Annotated in this window: 20 protein-coding genes; 10 read left to right on the top strand and 10 right to left on the bottom strand. The window is 69.2% G+C overall.

The window, feature by feature from the left end:
* Positions 1 to 35 precede the first annotated feature (35 nt).
* The gene (locus tag BM362_RS06205) at positions 36 to 1,220 is read left to right on the top strand and encodes a glycosyltransferase 87 family protein (RefSeq protein WP_093572429.1); all 1,185 of its coding nucleotides are present in this window, start codon (positions 36 to 38) and stop codon (positions 1,218 to 1,220) included.
* Here the strand turns inward: BM362_RS06205 and BM362_RS06210 are convergent.
* Both BM362_RS06210 and BM362_RS06215 read right to left on the bottom strand, forming a co-directional pair.
* On the bottom strand, positions 1,217 to 2,029 hold the full coding sequence (locus BM362_RS06210) for a class I SAM-dependent methyltransferase (RefSeq protein ID WP_093572430.1): 813 nt from the start codon (positions 2,027 to 2,029) through the stop codon (positions 1,217 to 1,219). The two genes, BM362_RS06205 and BM362_RS06210, sit on opposite strands and share 4 nt — an antisense overlap.
* Positions 2,026 to 3,606, bottom strand: coding sequence for a GMC family oxidoreductase (locus BM362_RS06215; protein ID WP_093572431.1), 1,581 nt, complete (start codon positions 3,604 to 3,606; stop codon positions 2,026 to 2,028). The genes BM362_RS06210 and BM362_RS06215 overlap by 4 nt, the downstream gene beginning before the upstream one ends.
* 311 nt (positions 3,607 to 3,917) lie before the next feature.
* On the opposite strand from BM362_RS06215, the gene BM362_RS47290 reads away from it, so the two are divergent.
* The 3 genes from BM362_RS47290 to purQ all read left to right on the top strand — a co-directional run bounded on the left by BM362_RS47290 (position 3,918) and on the right by purQ (position 5,166).
* Positions 3,918 to 4,073, top strand: a complete 156-nt coding sequence (locus BM362_RS47290; RefSeq protein ID WP_167545211.1) for a hypothetical protein — start codon at positions 3,918 to 3,920, stop codon at positions 4,071 to 4,073.
* A 179-nt stretch (positions 4,074 to 4,252) separates the two neighbouring features.
* Positions 4,253 to 4,492 (top strand): phosphoribosylformylglycinamidine synthase subunit PurS, encoded by a 240-nt coding sequence (purS, locus tag BM362_RS06220; protein ID WP_037808692.1) that lies wholly within the window; start codon positions 4,253 to 4,255, stop codon positions 4,490 to 4,492.
* Positions 4,489 to 5,166 carry a phosphoribosylformylglycinamidine synthase subunit PurQ gene (gene purQ / locus BM362_RS06225; protein ID WP_067577351.1) on the top strand — a complete coding sequence of 226 codons (678 nt, stop codon included), beginning with the start codon at positions 4,489 to 4,491 and terminating at the stop codon, positions 5,164 to 5,166. Before purS ends, purQ begins: the two co-directional genes overlap by 4 nt.
* A gap of 63 nt (positions 5,167 to 5,229) precedes the next feature.
* Here purQ and BM362_RS06230 read toward each other — a convergent pair whose 3' ends face one another.
* The 3 genes from BM362_RS06230 to BM362_RS06240 form a co-directional block, all read right to left on the bottom strand.
* Positions 5,230 to 5,649, bottom strand: coding sequence for a pyridoxamine 5'-phosphate oxidase family protein (locus tag BM362_RS06230; protein WP_093572432.1), 420 nt, complete (start codon positions 5,647 to 5,649; stop codon positions 5,230 to 5,232).
* A gap of 73 nt (positions 5,650 to 5,722) precedes the next feature.
* A complete protein-coding gene (locus BM362_RS06235) occupies positions 5,723 to 7,465 on the bottom strand; it encodes an ABC transporter ATP-binding protein (RefSeq protein WP_067577346.1) in 1,743 nt (580 codons plus the stop codon).
* Positions 7,462 to 9,096 carry an ABC transporter ATP-binding protein gene (locus BM362_RS06240; RefSeq protein ID WP_093572756.1) on the bottom strand — a complete coding sequence of 545 codons (1,635 nt, stop codon included), beginning with the start codon at positions 9,094 to 9,096 and terminating at the stop codon, positions 7,462 to 7,464. Before BM362_RS06240 ends, BM362_RS06235 begins: the two co-directional genes overlap by 4 nt.
* 108 nt (positions 9,097 to 9,204) lie before the next feature.
* On the opposite strand from BM362_RS06240, the gene purL reads away from it, so the two are divergent.
* Positions 9,205 to 11,532 carry a phosphoribosylformylglycinamidine synthase subunit PurL gene (purL, locus tag BM362_RS06245; RefSeq protein WP_167545212.1) on the top strand — a complete coding sequence of 776 codons (2,328 nt, stop codon included), beginning with the start codon at positions 9,205 to 9,207 and terminating at the stop codon, positions 11,530 to 11,532.
* 39 nt (positions 11,533 to 11,571) lie between these two features.
* Here purL and BM362_RS49855 read toward each other — a convergent pair whose 3' ends face one another.
* The 3 genes from BM362_RS49855 to BM362_RS06260 all read right to left on the bottom strand — a co-directional run bounded on the left by BM362_RS49855 (position 11,572) and on the right by BM362_RS06260 (position 14,198).
* Entirely contained in the window at positions 11,572 to 11,694 is a 123-nt protein-coding gene (locus BM362_RS49855) for a hypothetical protein (protein ID WP_255366062.1), read from the bottom strand.
* Positions 11,695 to 12,282: 588 nt separating this feature from the next.
* Entirely contained in the window at positions 12,283 to 13,119 is an 837-nt protein-coding gene (locus BM362_RS06255) for a hypothetical protein (RefSeq protein WP_093572434.1), read from the bottom strand.
* A 188-nt stretch (positions 13,120 to 13,307) separates the two neighbouring features.
* Positions 13,308 to 14,198: a lysozyme gene (locus BM362_RS06260; protein WP_093572435.1), complete on the bottom strand. Its 891-nt coding sequence runs from the start codon at positions 14,196 to 14,198 to the stop codon at positions 13,308 to 13,310.
* Between BM362_RS06260 and BM362_RS49860 the strand changes: the two genes are divergently transcribed.
* Positions 14,191 to 14,325 (top strand): hypothetical protein, encoded by a 135-nt coding sequence (locus tag BM362_RS49860; protein ID WP_255366058.1) that lies wholly within the window; start codon positions 14,191 to 14,193, stop codon positions 14,323 to 14,325. The two genes, BM362_RS06260 and BM362_RS49860, sit on opposite strands and share 8 nt — an antisense overlap.
* A 46-nt stretch (positions 14,326 to 14,371) precedes the next feature.
* Here the strand turns inward: BM362_RS49860 and BM362_RS06265 are convergent, their stop codons facing one another.
* Positions 14,372 to 15,178 carry a lysozyme gene (locus BM362_RS06265; protein WP_093572436.1) on the bottom strand — a complete coding sequence of 269 codons (807 nt, stop codon included), beginning with the start codon at positions 15,176 to 15,178 and terminating at the stop codon, positions 14,372 to 14,374.
* 101 nt (positions 15,179 to 15,279) lie between these two features.
* Positions 15,280 to 15,933 (bottom strand): type VII secretion system-associated protein, encoded by a 654-nt coding sequence (locus tag BM362_RS06270; protein WP_067577339.1) that lies wholly within the window; start codon positions 15,931 to 15,933, stop codon positions 15,280 to 15,282.
* Positions 15,934 to 15,992: 59 nt separating this feature from the next.
* On the opposite strand from BM362_RS06270, the gene BM362_RS06275 reads away from it, so the two are divergent.
* The 4 genes from BM362_RS06275 (at position 15,993) to BM362_RS06290 (ending at position 18,531) form a co-directional block, all read left to right on the top strand.
* Positions 15,993 to 16,373, top strand: a complete 381-nt coding sequence (locus BM362_RS06275) for a sterol carrier family protein (protein ID WP_198545189.1) — start codon at positions 15,993 to 15,995, stop codon at positions 16,371 to 16,373.
* 168 nt (positions 16,374 to 16,541) lie between these two features.
* On the top strand, positions 16,542 to 17,423 hold the full coding sequence (locus tag BM362_RS06280) for a helix-turn-helix domain-containing protein (RefSeq protein WP_067577337.1): 882 nt from the start codon (positions 16,542 to 16,544) through the stop codon (positions 17,421 to 17,423).
* A gap of 489 nt (positions 17,424 to 17,912) precedes the next feature.
* Complete coding sequence (locus tag BM362_RS06285; RefSeq protein WP_067577335.1) at positions 17,913 to 18,152, top strand: DUF397 domain-containing protein; 240 nt, start codon at positions 17,913 to 17,915, stop codon at positions 18,150 to 18,152.
* Positions 18,139 to 18,531, top strand: a complete 393-nt coding sequence (locus BM362_RS06290; protein ID WP_093572437.1) for a hypothetical protein — start codon at positions 18,139 to 18,141, stop codon at positions 18,529 to 18,531. The genes BM362_RS06285 and BM362_RS06290 overlap by 14 nt, the downstream gene beginning before the upstream one ends.
* The last annotated feature ends 27 nt before the right edge of the window (positions 18,532 to 18,558 follow it).

Genomic DNA, 18,558 nt, shown 5'->3' on the forward strand with positions numbered 1-18,558 from the left:
CGCCTGCCGGGAAGGCAGCTACAATCGCCGCCCGTATGTGGTTTCAAGGAAAGGCCGGGCGGATCCTCGCCTGGTTGCCCGCACTCGGCGCGGTAGCCCTCGTCGCGAGCTTAGCGGCCGTCATCAGCAGCTTCAATCCGGTTGACTTGCAGGTTTACCGCTTCGGCGCGGACGCCGCCGTCCATGGCGGCGACCTTTACGGTCCGCTCCCGACCACCACGGCCGGGTCCATGCTGCCGTTCATCTACCCGCCGTTCGCCGCGATGCTCTTCTCGGCCCTGTCGCTCCCGCCGCTCTCGATCGCGTCAGTTCTGCTCGATCTCCTCTCCGCCGCGTCGCTCTGGATCGTCTTGTACACCACGGTCCGTCGCCTGTGGCGCGACTGGAACCGCCGGATCACGGTCCTCGCCGCGTCCGCGCTCACCGTTGTGGCACTTGCCTTCGAGCCCGTGCGCTCCACTATCGGCTTTGGACAGATCAACCTCGTCCTGATGGCACTGGTCGCCGTGGATTGCCTGGCGCTCAACCCGCGATGGCCGCGCGGATTGCTCGTCGGGCTGGCCGCCGCGATCAAAGTGACGCCCGCCGGTTTCCTTCTTTTCTTCCTGCTCGCCAAGGATTTCCGCGCCGCTCGCAACGCACTGCTCACCGGTGCCGGAGCGACCTTGCTCGGCTTCTTGGTCGCCCCGCACGCGTCCGTCGAGTACTTTTTCGGTGGCGGCCTCACCGGTGCCGACGGCTTCAGCGGCTCGCCCTACGCGACCAACCAGACCATCCAAGGCGCGCTCAACCGCCTCGCCCTGCTGCCGCGGACCCACGACCTGCTGTGGCTGGCGTTGTCCGCGTTCGTCCTGGTCGCCGCCGTACTTGTCATGCGGCGCGTCGACAGCTCACTCGGCTTCGTCGTCAACGCGGCGGCAGTGCTCGTCCTGTCCCCGATTTCCTGGTCGCACCACTGGGTTTGGGTGGTGCCCGCGACGCTCGTCCTCGCCGCCCGCGTCCGCACTCTTCGCGCTGCCGCGGTGTTGGCGGCGGGTGCCGCGGTCTTCATCGCCGCGCCGTACACCTTCGTGCCCTCCAGCGGCATGAAGGAGCTGGCGTGGGAACCGTGGCAGCACCTCGTCGGCGACTCTTATGTCCTTCTCGGCTTAGGTTTCCTTGCCTGGCAACTATTCGCGGTGCAGTTCGCCCGTGTTCCCGCGCTTGAGCGGGTCCGTTAGGCGGAACCAGGCCACACCAGTGTCACCAGGTCCCGGCCGGACGACCCGAGATCGGGCGGCGTCTCCGGATCTATCCCCATTTCCAGCAAGGCCCGCTCGACGTCCCCGGCCGCGCCGGCAGGCAAGCACAACCGCCGCCGGACGACGTCCACCATGGTCGCGAACTCGGCGTACTCCGGCTCCGGCGGCCGCCGCCATTCCACGACTTCCGGCTCGATCCCCACTTCCGCGAGCGCCGCGAGACAGTCCTCGGCAGTCGGTCCATCCGGTCGTTCGATGCCGTGGAACCGTTGCCACAACGGATTGAGCTCAGTCAATGGATGCCGCGCAGCCGTCTCGACCACCACCCGCCGGCGCGCCGCAGCAGTGAGTGCCGCGGCGAACGGAGCCAGGTCGGGGACGTTGTAAACCACGTTCCCGCACACGACAACGTCCGCCACGCCAGTTTCGTCGGCGAGATCGGGCCAGCGGCCAGGCAACAGCCGATGCTCCATCCCCGTGGCTCGCTCGGCGAACGCCGCGAGCAACTCGTCGTCGGTGTCCAACGCCGTCACCGCGGTGACGTTCGACCGGCCGACCAGGGGCAGGCTCGCCGCCCCGGCCGCCGCGCCGATGTCGAGCACCGTGCCTGGCTCCTGCAACGCCTCAGCAGCCAGTTGGTGAGTCGCCCCGATCGGCGCGGCGATCTGCCGGTCGGCGCGCCGCAGGAACACCTCCCGCGGAAGGACCCACGGCGATTCCGGAGGGTGCACGGTATCCGGAATCGCCAAGGCGGCAAGGAGATCCCGCCAGGTTGTCAGAGCGGTCATCGAGCCCGAATCAGATCCGCCGCCTTCTCCGCCACCATGATCGTCGGCGCATTCGTATTCCCGCGCGGCACCACCGGCATCACCGAAGCGTCCACCACCCGCAGCCCCGAAACCCCGCGTACCTTCAGGTCCGGATCCACCACCGCGTGCTCGCCATTGCCCATCGCGCACGTGCCGACCGGGTGATACAGCGTCTGCGTGTTCTCCCGGACATGCTCGGTCAACGCCTCGTCCGACAGCTCATGCGTCGCCGGAAGGAACGGCCGATCCAAGAACTTCGCCAACGGACCCGACCGCCCGACCTCGATCAGCGACCGCAACGCGGACTTCACCGACTCCAGATCGATTGGCTCCGCGTAATAAGCCGGGTCGATTTCCGGCTTCCACAACGGATTCGCCGACTTCAACCGCAGCCGCCCGCGGCTCGCGACGTCGACCAGCGTGGCCGCCGACGTGAAGCCAGGACAGGTCGGTTCGCGCATTCCGTTGTCGTAGAACAACGTCGGGGCAACGTGGATCTGCATGTCCGGCGCGGCGAGCCCGTCGCGGGTCGAGTAGAACGCGCCAGCCTCGCCGATGTTCGACGCGAGCGGGCCGCGTTTGGTCAGCTGGTAGCGCATCAGCCCGGCCGGCGTCGCGGAGTCCGCGATGTCGGTCGTGCCCTTCGTCGACCAGATCACGCCGACTGCCGGGTGGTCGTGCAGGTTGTCGCCGACGCCGGGCAGTGCGGTGACCACGTCGATGCCCAGTTCGCGCAGTTGTTCGGCCGGTCCGACGCCGGACAGCAGCAGCAACTGCGGCGAGTTGATCGCGCCGCCGGACAGCAGCACTTCAGCGTCCGCGCGGACCGTCGTCGGCACGCCCTGGTCCAGGTAGGACACTCCGACCGCGCGGGTGCCCTCGAAGACCACCCGCATGACCTGTGCGTTCGTCCGCACGGTCAGGTTCGGCCGCGACAATGCGGGCCGCAGGTAGGCGTCCGCGGTGGACCAGCGGCGGCCGCGCTTGCAGGTGACCTGGTAGAGCCCGGCCCCCTCCTGCGACTCTCCGTTGAAGTCGTCGGTGTGCTTGAGCCCCCACGCGACCGCGCTGTCCACCCACGCGTGAGACAGCTCGTGGGTGAACCGCCGGTCCTCCACGTGCAGCGGGCCGTCCGTGCCGTGCAGCGGGCCGCTGAGGCGCTGGTTGCCCTCGGCGCGCTTGAAGTACGGCAGCACGTCGTCCCAGCCCCAGCCAGTGGCTCCGTGCGCATCGCGCCAGCCGTCATAGTCGGCGCGGTTGCCGCGGATGTAGATCATCGCGTTGATCGACGAGCAGCCGCCGAGCATCCGGCCGCGCGGCCAGTACTCCCTCTTGCCGGTGTGCTTCTGCTCGACGGTCTCGTAGTTCCAGTCCCACTTGGTCTTGAACAGCGACGCGAACGCCGCCGGGATCCGGACCTCGTCCGCGGTGTCCTCGCCGCCTGCCTCGAGCAGCAGCACCCGCGCGGACGGGTCCTCGCTCAGCCGGTTCGCCAGCACGCAGCCCGCGCTGCCCGCGCCGACGATCACGTAGTCGAAGGAGTCCTGCTCTGGCACGCTGCCTCCCGGTGGTGTTGACGGACTGTCAACGACACATCATGGCGCAGGTCACGCTACGCGCAAGTCCCCGGAAAACCGATCGGTCGGAAGTGCGGCCGAAGGAGGTGGTGCACGCGCCGTCGTCGGTCTCCACCCGGCCCTCGCTGGAGGTGCCGTCGGCCTTGGCGTCGACGTGCACGATGGTCGCCCCGGCGGTCCGCAGCACATCCGTCCTGTGCACGCTCAGCTTCGGTTCGCCGTAGATCCGCTGCTGGGGTGTCCGGTGCGCCCCGGCACGTGACCGGCAAGGCCGCCGGGATGTCGCACGCGTGGACGTCGACGAACTTCGTCGCGGCGGCCGTGCCGTCCTTGACCTGGGGCGCGGCTTCGGATCGGTCGACAGGCTGGCCAGCGGGGCTGGTTCGCCGCCGGACTTGGCGTCGCGCACGCACCAGCCGTTGCCGTCCGGGATGATCGCGATGTAGGTCAGGTCGGATGCACCGGATCGCTGATCTTCGCGTTCGGGAAGAACTCGTCGGCGGGGTAGGTCCGCTTCGACCGGATCTCGCACCACAGCTGGTCCAGCCCGGTCTGTCTGCCGGTCAAGCTAGTGAAGTACGCTTCAACTGCACCCACGACCTGCAGAAATAAGGAGCAGCCAGCCGTGGCTCGAGTCGTTGTCGACGTCATGCCCAAACCCGAGATCCTCGACCCGCAGGGCCAGGCGGTGGCGCGCGCGCTGCCGCGGCTGGGCTTCTCCGGGGTCGCCGACGTGCGCCAGGGGCGGCACTTCGAACTCGAGGTCGACGACGACGTCGATGACGAGACGCTGGCCAAGATGGCCGAGGGCTTCCTCGCCAACCCGGTGATCGAGCAGTGGACGATCCGGCGGGTGGAGGCGTGAGCGCCCGCATCGGCGTCATCACCTTCCCCGGCACGCTCGACGACGGCGACGCCGCCCGCGCGGCCCGCTACGCCGACGCCGAGGCGGTCTCGCTCTGGCACGCCGACGACGACCTGAAGGGCGTCGACGCGGTCGTCGTCCCCGGCGGCTTCTCCTACGGCGACTACCTGCGTGCCGGGGTGATCGCCCGCTACGCGCCGGTGATGGCCTCGGTCATCGACGCCGCGCACAAGGGCATGCCGGTGCTCGGCGTCTGCAACGGCTTCCAGATCCTGTGCGAGGCCGGTCTGCTGCCCGGCGCGATGATCCGCAACGTCGGACTGCACTTCGTGTGCCGCGACCAGTGGCTGCGCGTGGACAACAACTCCACCGCGTGGACCACCCGCTACGAGGCGGGCGCGGAAATCCTGATCCCGCTCAAGAACAACGACGGCTGTTACGTCGCCGACCAGTCCACTGTGGACATGCTGGAGGCGGAGGGCCGGGTCGCGTTCCGCTACGTCGGCGGCAACCCGAACGGCTCCCGCAACGACATCGCGGGCGTCACCAGCGAGAACGGCCGCGTGGTCGGTCTCATGCCGCACCCGGAGCACGCGATCGACGCGCTCACCGGCCCGTCCGACGACGGCCTCGGCATGTTCTACAGCGCGGTCGACGCGCTCGTGAAGGCCTGAGCCAAGGTCTGTGAAGGACTCCTTGCGGGAATCAGATCCCCGCAAGGAGTCCTTCACGGCTTTCTACTTGCTGTGGTCGCTGGAGAGCCAGCGTTCGGCGCGCACCCGCACCAGCACCGAGGTCTCCTTCAGCGAGCCCTCGACGAACTTCCGCGCCTCGGCCTCGGGCGCGTACCGAGAGGCGATGGCGAGCGCCTGCTCCTCGGTCGGCGCCGAGGACCGGTCCACGACCGGACCGGACACCGTGACGTACTTGTAGGGCTGGGTTTCCTGCTGCACCGTGAGGCTCAGCTTGCCCGCCGCCTCGATCGCGCGGTCCTTCGCCGATCCGCGGTCCATCCAGATCAGCAGTTCGCCGCCGGGCTGGTAGTCGTACCAGACCGGCACGGCGAGCGGGGCCGCGCCTCCCCGGCCGATCGACAACACGCCCACGCGTTCCCCGGCGAGGAATTTCTCTCGTTCGTCCACCGTCATGACCGCCATCCGGCGTCACCCCCAGGCTAGGAAGATCAGGATCCGCTTGAGGCCAACGCCGGATCCCCGGCGGACATTCCGCTCAGCTGGCCGCCTCGACCAGCCGCGAGTACGGGCCGCCCGCCGCGATCAGGTCCTGATGCGGGCCGAGTTCGGTGATCTTGCCGCCCTCGACCACCGCGACCCGGTCCGCCGCCGCGGCCGTGTGCAGCCGGTGCGCGATCGCGATCACCGTGCGGCCTTCGAGCACCGCGTTCAGCGACCGTTCCAGCTCGCGCGCCGAGCCGGTGTCCAGCAGCGACGTCGCCTCGTCCAGCACCAGCGTGTGCGGGTCGGCAAGGACGACCCTGGCCAGCGCCAGTTGCTGCGCGAGTCCGGCCGGGACCGAGTACGCGCCGGAGCCGAGCTTGGTGTCCAGACCGTCCGGCAGCCCAGCCGCCCACTGCGCGGCACCGGCGGACGCGAGCGAGGCCAGCAGTTCCTCGTCGGTCCAATCCCCGCCGTCGCGCCGGGCAGGCAGCGCCAGGTTTTCCCGCAGCGTCCCGGAAAACGTGTGGTGCTCCTGCGTCAGCAGCAGAACCTCGCCGCGCAGCACGTCGTCCGCGAGCGTCGACACCTCGGTGCCGCCGACTTGGATCGAACCCGCCGTCGGCGCCGAAATCCCGGCCAGCAACCTGCCCAGCGTCGACTTGCCCGCACCCGACGGCCCGACGATCGCCAGCCGTTCGCCTCGCGGCACGCTCAGCGTGATGCCATGCAGCACCTCGCGGTCGGCGCTGTAGCCGAACCGGACGTCGCGCACCTCGATGTCTCGCCCGCGCGGCACCTCGGTGACCTTGTCCGCCGATTCGGCCGGCTGCACGCCGATGATCCGGCGCGTCGCGGCTATCGCGACCTGCAAGTCCTCCAGCCAGAACAGCGCCTCGCTGAGCGGAGCGGTCATCGCCTGCGCGTACGCCAGCATCGTCGTGATCGTGCCGAGCCCGGCCCAGCCCTGGCTGTAGGCGAACAAACCGAGCAGCAAGAGCGCGGCGATCGGCAGCACGTAGCTGATCTCGAGCGACGGCAGCCAGCGCATCTGCAGCGCCCGCATCCGGCGTTCGCCGAGCGTCGCCTGGTCGAGCGCGTGCTGGCCGGCACGCACTCGCCGTTCGGTGAGGCTGAGCGCCTCCGCGGTCCGCGCGCCCTCCACGGTCTCGTGGGTGATCGACTGCAGGTCGCCCCAGCGGTCGAGCATCCACGCGAACGCGCTCGGGATCTTCCGCTGGTACCAGATGTTCACCGGCACCAGGAGCGGAATCGCCACCAGCAGGGCCAGCGCGAGCAGCGGCGACGTCACGATCATCGCGATGGTGGTGAACAGCACCGTCACCGCGGCGATCAGGATTTCCGGCGCGGCGAACCGCACCGCGACGTCCAGCCGGTTGATGTCGCTGGTCGCCCGGCTGAGCAGGTCGCCGGTGCCGGCCGCTTCGACGGTGCCGAGCGGCAGGTCGAGCGCGTTCGTGACGAACCGTTCGCGGGTCTGCGCCAGCACGCGCTCGCCGAACATCCGGCCGCGCAACCGCGCCGCCTTCCTCGCCCATGCCTGCAGCACGAGCACCACCACGAACGCCACTGCCAGCAGGTCGACCCGCAGCGTCGTGCCGTGCTCGACCACGCCGTCCACGAGCCTGCCGAGCAGCTGCGGTCCGGCCAGCCCGACCACGGTGGCCAGGCAGAACAGCCCGAGCATCACGGAAAACTCGCGCCGGTGCTCGACCGCCACGCGTTTCGCCCAGCGCCGCACTTCGCGTTTCGACGCCAGCGGGAGCCGCGTCGTCATACCGTCACTGCCTTTCCGTGCACGACCTCGTCGGCCACATTCCTCCACAGTGGACTCTGACTGAACACCACCGTGGTCCTTCCGGCCCGCAATTCCTTGGCGCGCTGGGTGATCCGGGCTTCGGTGTGCGCGTCGACCGCCGATGTCGGCTCGTCGAGCAGCAGCACGTCGGAGTCGATCGCCAGCGCACGGGCCAGGCTCAGCCGCTGCCGCTGTCCGCCGGACACCTCGCGGCCGCGTTCGCCGATCAGCTCGTCGACCCCGCGCGGCAGGGCCTCGATGATGTCCTCGGCGTCCGCCGCGTGCAGCGCCGAGAAGATGTCGACCTCGCGCGGGTGCTCCGGGGTCAGCTGATCACGCAACACCCCGGAAAACCACAGGTCCTGGTTGTGCGCGTACACCACCCGCCTGCGCAGTTCGGCGAGCGCGACGCGATCCGCGGGCACCCCGCCGACCAGCACCTGTTCGCCCTCGTCCGCGTCGGCGAACCGGCTCATCCGCGCGGCGATCGCCTCCGCCTCGGCTCCGAGGTCGACCACGGTCAGCTTGCCCGGCGCGATCCGGATGCCGCTGGCGGTGTCCACCAGCTCCAGCGGACCGTCCGGCAGCGGCTGCGGCGATACCGGCTCGGCGAGCTTCGGGCGCAGAGCCAGCAGACCGCACACCTTGCGCGCCGCGACCAGCCCCGAGCTGAGCGAGCTGACCTGTTCGGTCGCCGTGGCGACCGGCACCACCAGGAACGCCGAAAGGCCGTAGAACGCCACCAGTTCGCCGACGCTGATCGTGCCGTCGAGCGCGAGCCGCGCGCCCAGCCAGGTGATCGCCACCGTGACCAGGCCGGGCAGCAGCACCTCCGCGCCTGCCAGCCAGGATTCGCTGCGCCCGACCTCGATGCCGGAGCGCCGCACCAGCTGGCTCGCGTCGCGGAACCGGGCGAGGAACCGCCGTTCGCCGCCGACGCCGCGCAGGATCCGCAGCCCGGACACGATGTCCGCGCCGAGCGCGTTCACCTCGCTCAGATTCTCCCGCTGCGCGGTTTTCCGCTTCTGCAGCGGCGCGAGCAGCGGACCGATGCCGAGCACCGCGAGCGGGACGCCGACCAGTGCGATCGTGCCGAGCACCGGCGAGGTGCCGAGCATCGCGATCCCGATGACCACGAACGCCACGATCGAACCGAACGTGCGGCCGATGACCTCGAACGCGTTGCCGACCCAGTTCATGTCCGACGACGTGACCGCGACGACGTTGCCGGTGGTGGTGGCGTCGCGCAGGGACGCGCCGAGCCGGGTCGTGTGGTCGGTGACCAGGCGTTGCGTGGTGCCCGCGCCGTGGATCCACATGCCGTACGAAGCGAAGTGCAGTCCGGTGCCGAGCAGCGCTTGCGTCACGCCGAGCACGCCCGCGATCAACGCCCAGCGCCACAGCGCGGAAGAGTCGCCCGCGGCGATCGCCCCGACGCCCCGGCCGATCACCAGCGGCAACAGGGCGCTCGGCAGTGACCAGCCGGCCCCGGTGACGATCGCGGCGAGGACCAGTCCCGGCCGCGCGCGCAGGACCGCCAGCAGATACCGGACCGGCGTCGGACGTTGCGGGAGTCGGATGTCGGGAAAGCGGTACGCGGCGGAAAGCACGATCACTGACGCTAAGCCGCCGGGCCTGTCCGGCGCGACTGATTTATGCCCGTGCGAGCAGGCCGGGCGGCTGCGCGTGTGACCCGGCCGACACGTAGTCTTGGCCTTGTGGCGAACCCTGACACGGACAGTCGGACAAACACTGTGACCAGCCCTGTTGTGAGCACGGACACCACCGCAGTGGCCGCGGCGACCCCGGAAACGAGCCAGCCGTACGTCGAACTCGGCCTCGCCGAAGACGAGTACGCGCGGATCCGGGACATCCTCGGCCGCCGGCCCACCGACGCCGAACTCGCGATGTACTCGGTGATGTGGAGCGAGCACTGCTCCTACAAGTCCTCGAAGAAGCATCTGCGCTACTTCGGCGAGACCGCCACCGACGAGATGAAGGCCAAGATGCTGGCCGGCATCGGCGAGAACGCGGGCGTCGTCGACATCGGCGACGGCTGGGCGGTCACCTTCAAGGTGGAAAGCCACAACCATCCGTCCTATGTGGAGCCATACCAGGGTGCGGCCACCGGCGTCGGCGGCATCGTGCGCGACATCATGGCGATGGGCGCGCGGCCGCTCGCGGTGCAGGACGCGCTGCGCTTCGGCCCGGCCGACGCGCCGGACACCAAACGCGTGCTGCCCGGTGTGGTCGCGGGCGTCGGCGGCTACGGCAACTGCCTCGGCCTGCCGAACATCGGCGGCGAGCTGGTCTTCGACCCCTCCTACGCGGGCAACCCGCTGGTCAACGCGCTGTGTGTGGGTGCGATGCGCACCGAGGACCTGCACCTGGCGTTCGCGTCCGGTTCCGGCAACAAGATCATCCTGTTCGGCGCGCGCACCGGCCTCGACGGCATCGGCGGCGTGTCCGTGCTCGCCAGCGACACCTTCTCCGGCGACGAATCCGCGTCCGGGCGGCGGAAGCTGCCCAGCGTGCAGGTCGGCGACCCGTTCACCGAGAAGGTGCTCATCGAGTGCTGTCTCGACCTGTTCCGCGAAAACCTGGTCGTCGGCATCCAGGACCTCGGCGGAGCCGGGCTGTCCTGCGCCACGTCCGAGCTGGCCGCGGCGGGCGACGGCGGCATGCACATCTACCTCGACCGGGTTCCGTTGCGCGCCACCGGGATGACGCCCGCCGAGGTGCTCTCCAGCGAATCGCAGGAGCGCATGTGCGCGGTCGTCTCGCCGGAGAACGTCGAGGCGTTCATGGCGGTCTGCGCCAAGTGGGACGTCATCGCCACCGACATCGGCGAGGTCACCGACGGCGAGCACCTCGTCATCACCTGGAAGGACGAGATCGTGGTCGACGTGCCGGCGCACACCGTCGCGCACCAGGGCCCGGTGTACGACCGTCCGATCGAGCGCCCCGCGTTCCAGGACGGCCTGATCGCCGACACCTCCGCGAAGCTGCCGCGTCCGTCGACGCCCGAGGAACTGCGCGCGGACTTGCTGAAGCTCATCGCGTCGCCGAACCAGGCGTCGAAGGAATGGGTGACCGCGCAGTACGACCGCTACGTGCGCGGCAATTCGGTGCTGTCCCAGCCGTCCGACTCGGGCATGATCCGGATCGACGAGGAGAGCAACCGCGGCGTCTCGGTGGCCACCGACTGCAACGCGAAGTTCGTCTACCTCGACCCGTACCGCGGCGCGCAGCTCGCGCTGGCCGAGGCGTACCGGAATGTCGCCACCGGCGGCGCGACCCCGGTCGCGGTGTCCGACTGCCTCAACTTCGGCGCCCCGACCGACCCGGGCGTGATGTGGCAGTTCGAGCAGGCCGTGCACGGTCTCGCCGACGCGTGCGTCGAGCTGGGCATCCCGGTCACCGGCGGCAACGTCAGCTTCTTCAACCAGACCGGCGACACGGCGATCCTGCCGACCCCGGTGATCGCGGTGCTCGGCGTGATCGACGACGTCACCCGCCGCATCCCGACCGGCATCGGCGCGGAAGCGGGCGAGACGCTGCTGCTGCTCGGCGACACCCACGACGAGCTGGACGGTTCGGCTTGGGCCCGCGAGCTGCACGGCCACCTCGGCGGCGTTCCGCCCCGCGTGGACCTGGCCCGCGAGAAGCTGCTGGCCGACGTCCTGGTGGCCGGTTCGCGCGACGGCATGATCTCCGCCGCGCACGACCTCGCCGACGGCGGTCTGGCGCAGGCGCTCACCGAGACCGTCCTCATTGGACAGTGCGGGGCGCGGGTGTTCCTCGACCGCGACCAGGACCCGTTCGTGCAGCTGTTCTCCGAGTCGTCCGGTCGCGTGCTGGTGGCGGTCCCGCGCACGGAAGAGCTGCGGTTCACCGAGATGTGCACCGCCCGCGGCCTGCCGTGGCGCAAGACCGGCGTCGTGGACCCGGATTCCGGGAAGCTGGAGATTCAGGGGGTTGCGGAGTTCTCCCTGGAGGAGCTGCGCGAGACGTGGGAGAAGACGCTTCCGGCGCTGTTCGACTGAGTCGTGAGTGCCTATGCCGGTTCTCACCGGCATAGGCACTCATGAGCCCTTCCCCGCGTTCTGCTCGGCCAGCTTCGCGCTGGTCAGGACTTCGCCGGGTACTGGCTTGCCGAGGAAGCCGCGGACAGCTCGCCGGGAACGCACCGCTTCGTAGCCGTCCACGGTTTCTTGATGCTGCTCAGCTCGGCACCGCGACATAGCCGCCATTCCGCGGTTTCAGCCGTCCGGCAGCTGGACCCCCGCCGTATCCGAGAAAGTGCTGGTCCGGAGAACCAAGCCCGGTCGGGAAAAGTCGCGTTGCGACACCGGAAAACGCCCACCAAGGCGTGCCGCAGCAGCAGGCCGCCGATCCGCTGGCGGGAAAGATCGAAATGCTTCAGCACCACGCCGGGGCCGAGGACCCGGCCCGTCCACATCGGACGGTGGCAGCGGATCCCGGATGAGCCGTCGCGCGCCGACCCGCACCTGATCGGCCTTGTGGCCCAGCAGCTCCACCGACTTGGCGACCGCTCGCCGGAGATCCGCTCGCGGTCGGCATCGTGCCGCTGCCGCTCGATCACCTGCCGCGCCTCCTCGGCGCGGCGGCGGCGATCGTTGAGCCACAACGCATACAGAGCCACGACCGCGCTACCGGCGGGTTTCAGCGTTTCACTGCGGCTCGTCGCGGGGTCGGCGAGCAGTCAGCCACCGACCCCGCACAGCAGTGCCACGGACGCGATCAACGTCCACAGCAGCGGCGAGCGCACCGGGTCAGAACGCCAGGATCAGATAAAGCCCCACGCAGTAGCCGCCGCGGTTCATGATGACCATCGTGCCGCTGGCGTCCTTGCCCGACAGCTTGCCGGTGATCCGGGCGCTCGTCGTGGCGCTGCCCGCGGTGACCTTGCTCAGCGAGAGCTGCGGATCGCCGCTGGTGGTCTCGTCGATGCTGCGCTTCGACATGCTCTCGGTGCCCTGGCAGGCCATCGCGGTCGCCCCGGCGGCGTCCTTGGCGTTGAGCTTCGCGAGGAAGTCGTCGATGACCTGCTTCGCCTCGCCCGACGCCCCGCTCGAACCGGGGTCCTCGCTCGAATCCGTGGACGGCGACGAGGAGTCGCTCGGCAGCGGGGCCTCCGACGACGGGGAGGGGGCCGGGGCGGGCGGCTGCGCCTGCGTGGTGCCCTTGTCGTCCTTGCTCAGGAAGAACCCCGGCGCGACGAACCCGGTGATGCCGAGCGCGACCACTACGACGACCGCGACGGCGATGCCGATCCACAGCCCGGTCTTGTTGTTCTTCGGCGGCTCGCCGCCCGGTCCGCCCGGGTATTGTCCCTGGTCCCAGCCCTGCTGCGGGAACTGCTGGGTACCGTAGGGCTGCTGCTGGTACCCCGGATACTGCTGCTGCGCGTTCGGATCCCAGCCCTGCTGTGGCTGCTGCTGAGCGTTCGGATCCCAGGCGGGCTGCTGCTGGGGATTCGGGTACCCGCCCGGCTGCTGGGCCTGGTTGGGGTCCCACCCCGGCTGCTGCGGCACCCCGCCCGAGCCGGGCTGCTGCCAGCCCTGGCCGTAGGGGTCCCCGCCCTGTCCGGGCTGCGGTGGGTAAGTCATGTCCGGTTCCGCCTTCCTGCTGCACCGACTCGCGCCGCGGTCTGACGCCCCGCCGGCCCAGGCGGTTCCGTCTCCGCCCCAGGTCTGCATTGTGCAAGGCGGGTAAAGCTCGCACAAAAGCGGCTCCCGGCCGCCCCGCCCGGCAGGAGGAGGGGAGAACCGGGAGCCGCGTCTGCGAGCGCCTCAGGTCAGCCGTTGGCGAGTGCCTGCAGCCGGTCGTAGGCGCCGTTGAACGTGTCCTGGTCCAGCGGGCTCGAGGTGTACTGCCACACGGTGTAGACGCCCCAGTTGTACGGGAGCGTGCCGGCCGAGGACGCGTACCGTGCGACCCACAGCGGCGCGGTGCTGGAGAAATCGCCGCCAACGCACTGGTTCCACCAGTTCGTCGACGTGTAGATCACCGGCCAGCGGCCCGTTTTGGCGTGATAGGTGTCGTGGAAGTCCTTGATCCACGCCGTCATCGACGCCTTGCTCAGGCCGTAGCAGGTCGCGCCGTAGGGGTTGTACTCCATGTCCAGTGCGCCGGGCAGCGTCTTGCCGTCCTTCGACCACCCGCCGCCGTGCGCGACGAAGTAGGTCGCCTGTGCCGCGCCGCTGGAGGTGTTCGGGGTGGCGAAGTGGTAGGCGCCGCGGATGAAGCCCTGGTTGTAGGAACCGTTGTACTGCTGGGCGAAGTACGGGTTCGTGTAGTTCGTGCTCTCGGTCGCCTTGGTCCAGACGAACCGCTTGCCCTGGCCCCACCAGTTGCCCCAGTCGACGTTGCCCTGGTAGCTGGCGACGTCCATGCCGGCGACGGTGGCCGCCACCTGGTTCGGGAGCGCGGCCGCGGGTTGCGGTCGCTGCGCGGCGGCTTTCGTCTCGGGGGTGGACTGATCCCCCTCGACACGCCGGATCTGCGACCCCATGGTGTGGTTGTTCGCCTGGATGCCGGCGTTGACGGCGTTGATCTCCCGCGCCGAAAGCGGGGAAGCCGCCGGGGCGGCCGTCGCCTCGGTCGAAGCGCCGAGCAGGAGCGCGACAACGGGGACGGTCAGAGCGGACAGCAGCGCGGTACGCCGTCCTCTTCGGGAAGTGGACATCGTCGATCCCTTCACAGATACCCTCGCGGAGGGCGGCTATGTGCAGGTAGCCGCCACGGGGGAGATTCTTGAGGACGAATCGTCGTTTGTCATCAAGTTCCGTGAAGTTGAATGGTCGAGTGGGTGATTTTCATCGGACGGTGATGACTAATTCGTGACCTCGTCACGAACGTTCACCCGAATGCCAGGTTGCGGAGCGCTGACTGGGCTCCGTTAAGCCAGTTCTGGTCGCCGGGCAGGGCGCCGCTGTTCGAGAACTGCCAGATGACGTGCTGTCCCCAGCCCGCGGGAAGTTCGCCGATGAAGGAGTTGTAGCGCGCGATCCACAGCGGATTCCCGCCGAAAGACGGGTTGTTTCCGGTGCAGGTTTTCCACCAGCTGGTCGAGGTATAGATCGTTGGCAGCCGTCCGGTGCGGGCGCGATAGGTGTCGGAGAACGCGCGGACCCACGCGACCATCCCGTTCGCGTCCTTGCCGTAACACGTTTCGCCGTAGGGGTTGTATTCCATGTCGAGCGCGCCGGGAAGCGTCTTGCCGTCGGCCGACCAGCCGCCGCCGTGCGCGAGGAAGTAGTTGGCCTGCGCGGCGCCGTCGGACACGTCCGGGCGCGCGAAGTGGTAGGCGCCGCGGACGATCCCGGCTTGGTAGGAACCGTTGTACTGCTGGGCGAACTGCCCGCTGACGAACCCGGTGCCCTCGGTCGCTTTCACATACACGAACTTCGCGCCCGCTCCCGCCGCGGCGGGCCAGTCGACCGGGCCCTGGTGCCCGCTGACGTCGTGGCCGAGGTACTGGTCTTGTGTCGTGTACGAGATGTTCGGCGCTCCCAGAACGCCTTCGTGCTTCGCGATTTGCGAACCGGCGTAGTTGTCCGCGGCCCCGGCGTAGCTCGGCGCCGCCTCCGCCGTTTCGCACAGGGACGTGCCGGCGATTCCGGCGAAGAGAACCGCGCTCCAGCGCAGCAGCAGATGACGCTTCACCCAGGGCTCCTCACCGGACGCGTGTACTCCTACTGCGTCACGATGCCCGGGTGCGCGGGTTTCGGCGAATCATGATCACTCGGCAGGGTGGTCTGCCCAGGTCAGCGTCGTTCTTCGGCCAGCGCCTTCATCAGGTGCTCGGCCGGGACGACGGCGGTGATCAGGTCGTGCGGGTTGACCGCGAGCGGATGTCCGGCGAGCAGCCCGACGATGTCGCGGCCGAGCACCGCGCGGGCGTGCGGCCATTCGCGCGGCACCAGCGACTTCGACGTGTACGCCGGCACCATGACCCGGCCGTCGGCGTTGTGGAACCCGATCACCGTGCGCTGCACCGGGGACAGGGCGTAGACCAGCAGCGTCGAATCGAGGATGACGCGCGGCAGGTCCTCGGCGGGCCGGTGTTCGGTCCGGACCATTTGCAGCAGCCGCTCGAGTTCGTCGCGCGGCTCGGGAAAACCGAGCGCCTTGGGCGAGGGCCGGTACCGGTCGTTGGGGTGGAAGTCCTCGACGACCTCACCCGTCCCGTTCACCGGATACGCGCCGACGACCGCCCATGACGGCACCGGACCGCGGGCGTCGAAGGCCTCGTCGATGACATACAGCCAGCTGTTCGGATTCGTCCGCGCGTTGGCCCGCATCTCGGGAGTGATCTCGGGTTTTCCTTGCGGCCCGCGGCGGGGATAAGCGTTCCGGCGCGCGCGTTTGCCCGCCGGGGTCCGGGAAACCATCCGATCTGCCTCGTCCCGCTGCGCCATCGCCGTCCCTCGGTGCCGGGTGCCTGAAAGTCCGTCCGCGGCCACTCTACTGTTGTCGCATGGCCTCTTCGCGTTCGGTCGATCCCGCTCAGTTACGGGCGGCGGTGCTGGCCGTTTCGGACTGGTTGCGTGGCACCGGACCGGATCCGGCGCGCGCTGAGCTGGCCGCCGCGGTGCGCGCGACCCTGCGGACGCTGGCGCAGGACGCACCCGGGCACACGGTCGAGGTCCGGGTGCCGCCGTACGCCGCGGTGCAGTGCGTCGAGGGCCCGCGGCACACCCGCGGCACCCCGCCCAACGTTGTCGAGACCGACCCGCGGACCTGGCTCGAACTGGCCACCGGTCTCCTGGACTGGGACGACGCGCTCGGCGCCGCCCGGGTCTCCGCCTCGGGCAGCCGCGCGGACCTTTCGCACTGGCTTCCGGTCGTGCGGATCTGATTTTCCGCCGGAATTGTTCCCACGGGAGTGTCTTCTGAGGCACACACTCCGTAGAATCCCCTGAACCGAGGCCTGTGCCACGCTGTCCGGGGCGGTGCCTTGCGTGTACTTTGGGTAGCCGGATTTCGATTCCTCCGGCGAACGAGCGGCGATGGAAGGGCCCTGGTCATGAACGCGGTGGTAGGCGTGTCCGCGGGCGAGCAGAGCCTCGGCCCGACCGCGCGCCGGATGATCCTCGGCTCGCAGCTTCGCCGGTTGCGCGAGGAAGCCGGGATCACGCGCCAGCAGGCGGGCTACAACATCCGCGGTTCGGAATCCAAGATCTCCCGGCTGGAACTCGGCCGCGTCGGCTTCAAGGAACGCGACGTGGCCGACCTGCTCACCATGTACGGGGTCTCCGACGAGGACGAGCGCAAAGCGTTCCTCGACATGGTCAAGCAGTCGAACGAAGCGGGCTGGTGGCGCAAGTTCGGGGAGACGGTGCCCGGCTGGTTCACCGACCTCGTCGGTCTTGAGGAAGCGGCGTCCCGCATCCAGATCTGGGAGCCGCTGTTCGTGTCGGGCCTGCTGCAGATCGAGCCCTACGCGCGAGCGATCTTCAGCCACGGCCGCCCGGAAATGGCCGACGAACGCGTGGACCAGCTGGTGGCCCTGCGCATGCGGCGGCAGAAGATGCTGGCCCGCCCGGACGCGCCGCGAATGTGGGCGGTGCTCGACGAATCGGTGCTCTACCGGCCGATCGGCGGACCGAAGGTGTTCCGGCAGCAGCTGGAGTACCTGCTCGAGGTCACCACGCTGCCGCACGTTTCGGTGCAGATCCTGCCGTACTGCCGCAGCGGTCTGTCGGCCGAGCACGCGTTCTCGCTGCTGCGCTTCGCCGAGGCGGAACTGCCGAACATCGTCTACGTCGAGTACCTGACCGGCGCGCACTACCTGGACAAGCGCGACGAGATCGAGAAGTACGGCCGGGCGCTGGACCTGCTGGCCGTCGACGCGGAGACCCCCGAACGCAGCCGGGCCCGCATCGCCAAGCGCAAGGCCGAGATCTGAGAATTCTTCTCTCGTCACCGCACCGAGGCACCGTTCCCGGCGGAATTCTCGCTGGGGAGAATTCCGTCGGCCCGTCCGAGCTGTGGGGTAGCCGAATAGAGAACGCCCACCCCATTCTCATCACCGAGCGTGCATGAGTCCGGAAACCAGCTTCCGCTGACCCGGTCGCACTCCCTCCGGTTGCCCCCTCCGGTTGTCACCGTCAGTGTTCCTCATTCACCCGCTGCACCCGGCGGCGGCGAGTCGCAAACGCGGTGCGTTATCAGGCCACCAATATCGTGACCCAAGGTGATAATTAACCCGTTCGGGTAGTGCTCTAATCACCTGTCCGGGAACTTCTACTGAACCGTGTCGTCACGCAGTGAGAAATTTGCAGAAAATTCTGCACGTGCATTTACCGCTGCATGCGCGCGTGCTAGCGTCGAAGTCACAGGCAGATGCACATGCAGATTCCTGAGCTTTTCATCGTCCTTCCCGGAAGGTGGCATCATGGCTGAGCGGTTCGAGAACGGTGTTCCGGCCGACCGTCTGACCGGCGCGCAGTGGCGCAAGGCGAGCTACAGCGGCGCGGTGGGCAATTGCGTCGAAGTGGCCCCGCTGACCTCGGGCGAGATCGCGATGCGGAACTCCCGTTTCCCGGAGGGCCCGGCCCTCGTCTACACGCGTGCGGAAATGGCCGCCTTCCTCGCCGGCGCGAAGGACGGCGAATTCGACGATGTCCTCGGCTGAGGCCGACGTCGTGGGCTCCGCCTTCGACATCGAGCAGGGCCTGCAGCAGCTCATCGCCCGCGGCTACCAGTTCGTCCACCCGACGGACGGAGCGGGCGAAGTGCAGGCCGTGGTCGGAGTGCGAGTCCACGACAACGTGGTGGACGTCGTCCGCTTGAACGCGGAAGACGACGTCGAGGCCACGCGCCTCCCTGGCAGCGAGGAGAACATCTTCGCCCCCGCGTCGACGCTATGGCGTTCGCGCGGCGAGGCAAGCCAGGTACTGGGCGAAGTGCTGGCCCTCCCCGAGCGCCAACCGGCCCCGGTCGCAGTCGCCTCCGCGAACGGCTGCTGGGTCCCCGGTCGAGGCGGCCGCTCGAAGTGGCTGGCCGCCCGCTGATCCACCCTCCGCGCTGTCCCCATCGGT

This window comes from Amycolatopsis rubida (assembly GCF_900115345.1).
GTDB classification, from domain to species: domain Bacteria; phylum Actinomycetota; class Actinomycetes; order Mycobacteriales; family Pseudonocardiaceae; genus Amycolatopsis; species Amycolatopsis rubida.

Coding starts and splice junctions, on each gene's coding strand:
- BM362_RS06205 (WP_093572429.1), top strand. CDS start 36: ATGTGGTTTCAAGGAAAGGCCGGGCGGATCCTCGCCTGGTTGCCCGCA.
- BM362_RS06210 (WP_093572430.1), bottom strand. CDS start 2,029: ATGACCGCTCTGACAACCTGGCGGGATCTCCTTGCCGCCTTGGCGATT.
- BM362_RS06230 (WP_093572432.1), bottom strand. CDS start 5,649: ATGGCGGTCATGACGGTGGACGAACGAGAGAAATTCCTCGCCGGGGAA.
- BM362_RS06235 (WP_067577346.1), bottom strand. CDS start 7,465: ATGACGACGCGGCTCCCGCTGGCGTCGAAACGCGAAGTGCGGCGCTGG.
- BM362_RS06255 (WP_093572434.1), bottom strand. CDS start 13,119: ATGACTTACCCACCGCAGCCCGGACAGGGCGGGGACCCCTACGGCCAG.
- BM362_RS06260 (WP_093572435.1), bottom strand. CDS start 14,198: ATGTCCACTTCCCGAAGAGGACGGCGTACCGCGCTGCTGTCCGCTCTG.
- BM362_RS06270 (WP_067577339.1), bottom strand. CDS start 15,933: ATGGCGCAGCGGGACGAGGCAGATCGGATGGTTTCCCGGACCCCGGCG.
- BM362_RS06275 (WP_198545189.1), top strand. CDS start 15,993: ATGGCCTCTTCGCGTTCGGTCGATCCCGCTCAGTTACGGGCGGCGGTG.
- BM362_RS06280 (WP_067577337.1), top strand. CDS start 16,542: ATGAACGCGGTGGTAGGCGTGTCCGCGGGCGAGCAGAGCCTCGGCCCG.
- BM362_RS06285 (WP_067577335.1), top strand. CDS start 17,913: ATGGCTGAGCGGTTCGAGAACGGTGTTCCGGCCGACCGTCTGACCGGC.
- BM362_RS06290 (WP_093572437.1), top strand. CDS start 18,139: ATGTCCTCGGCTGAGGCCGACGTCGTGGGCTCCGCCTTCGACATCGAG.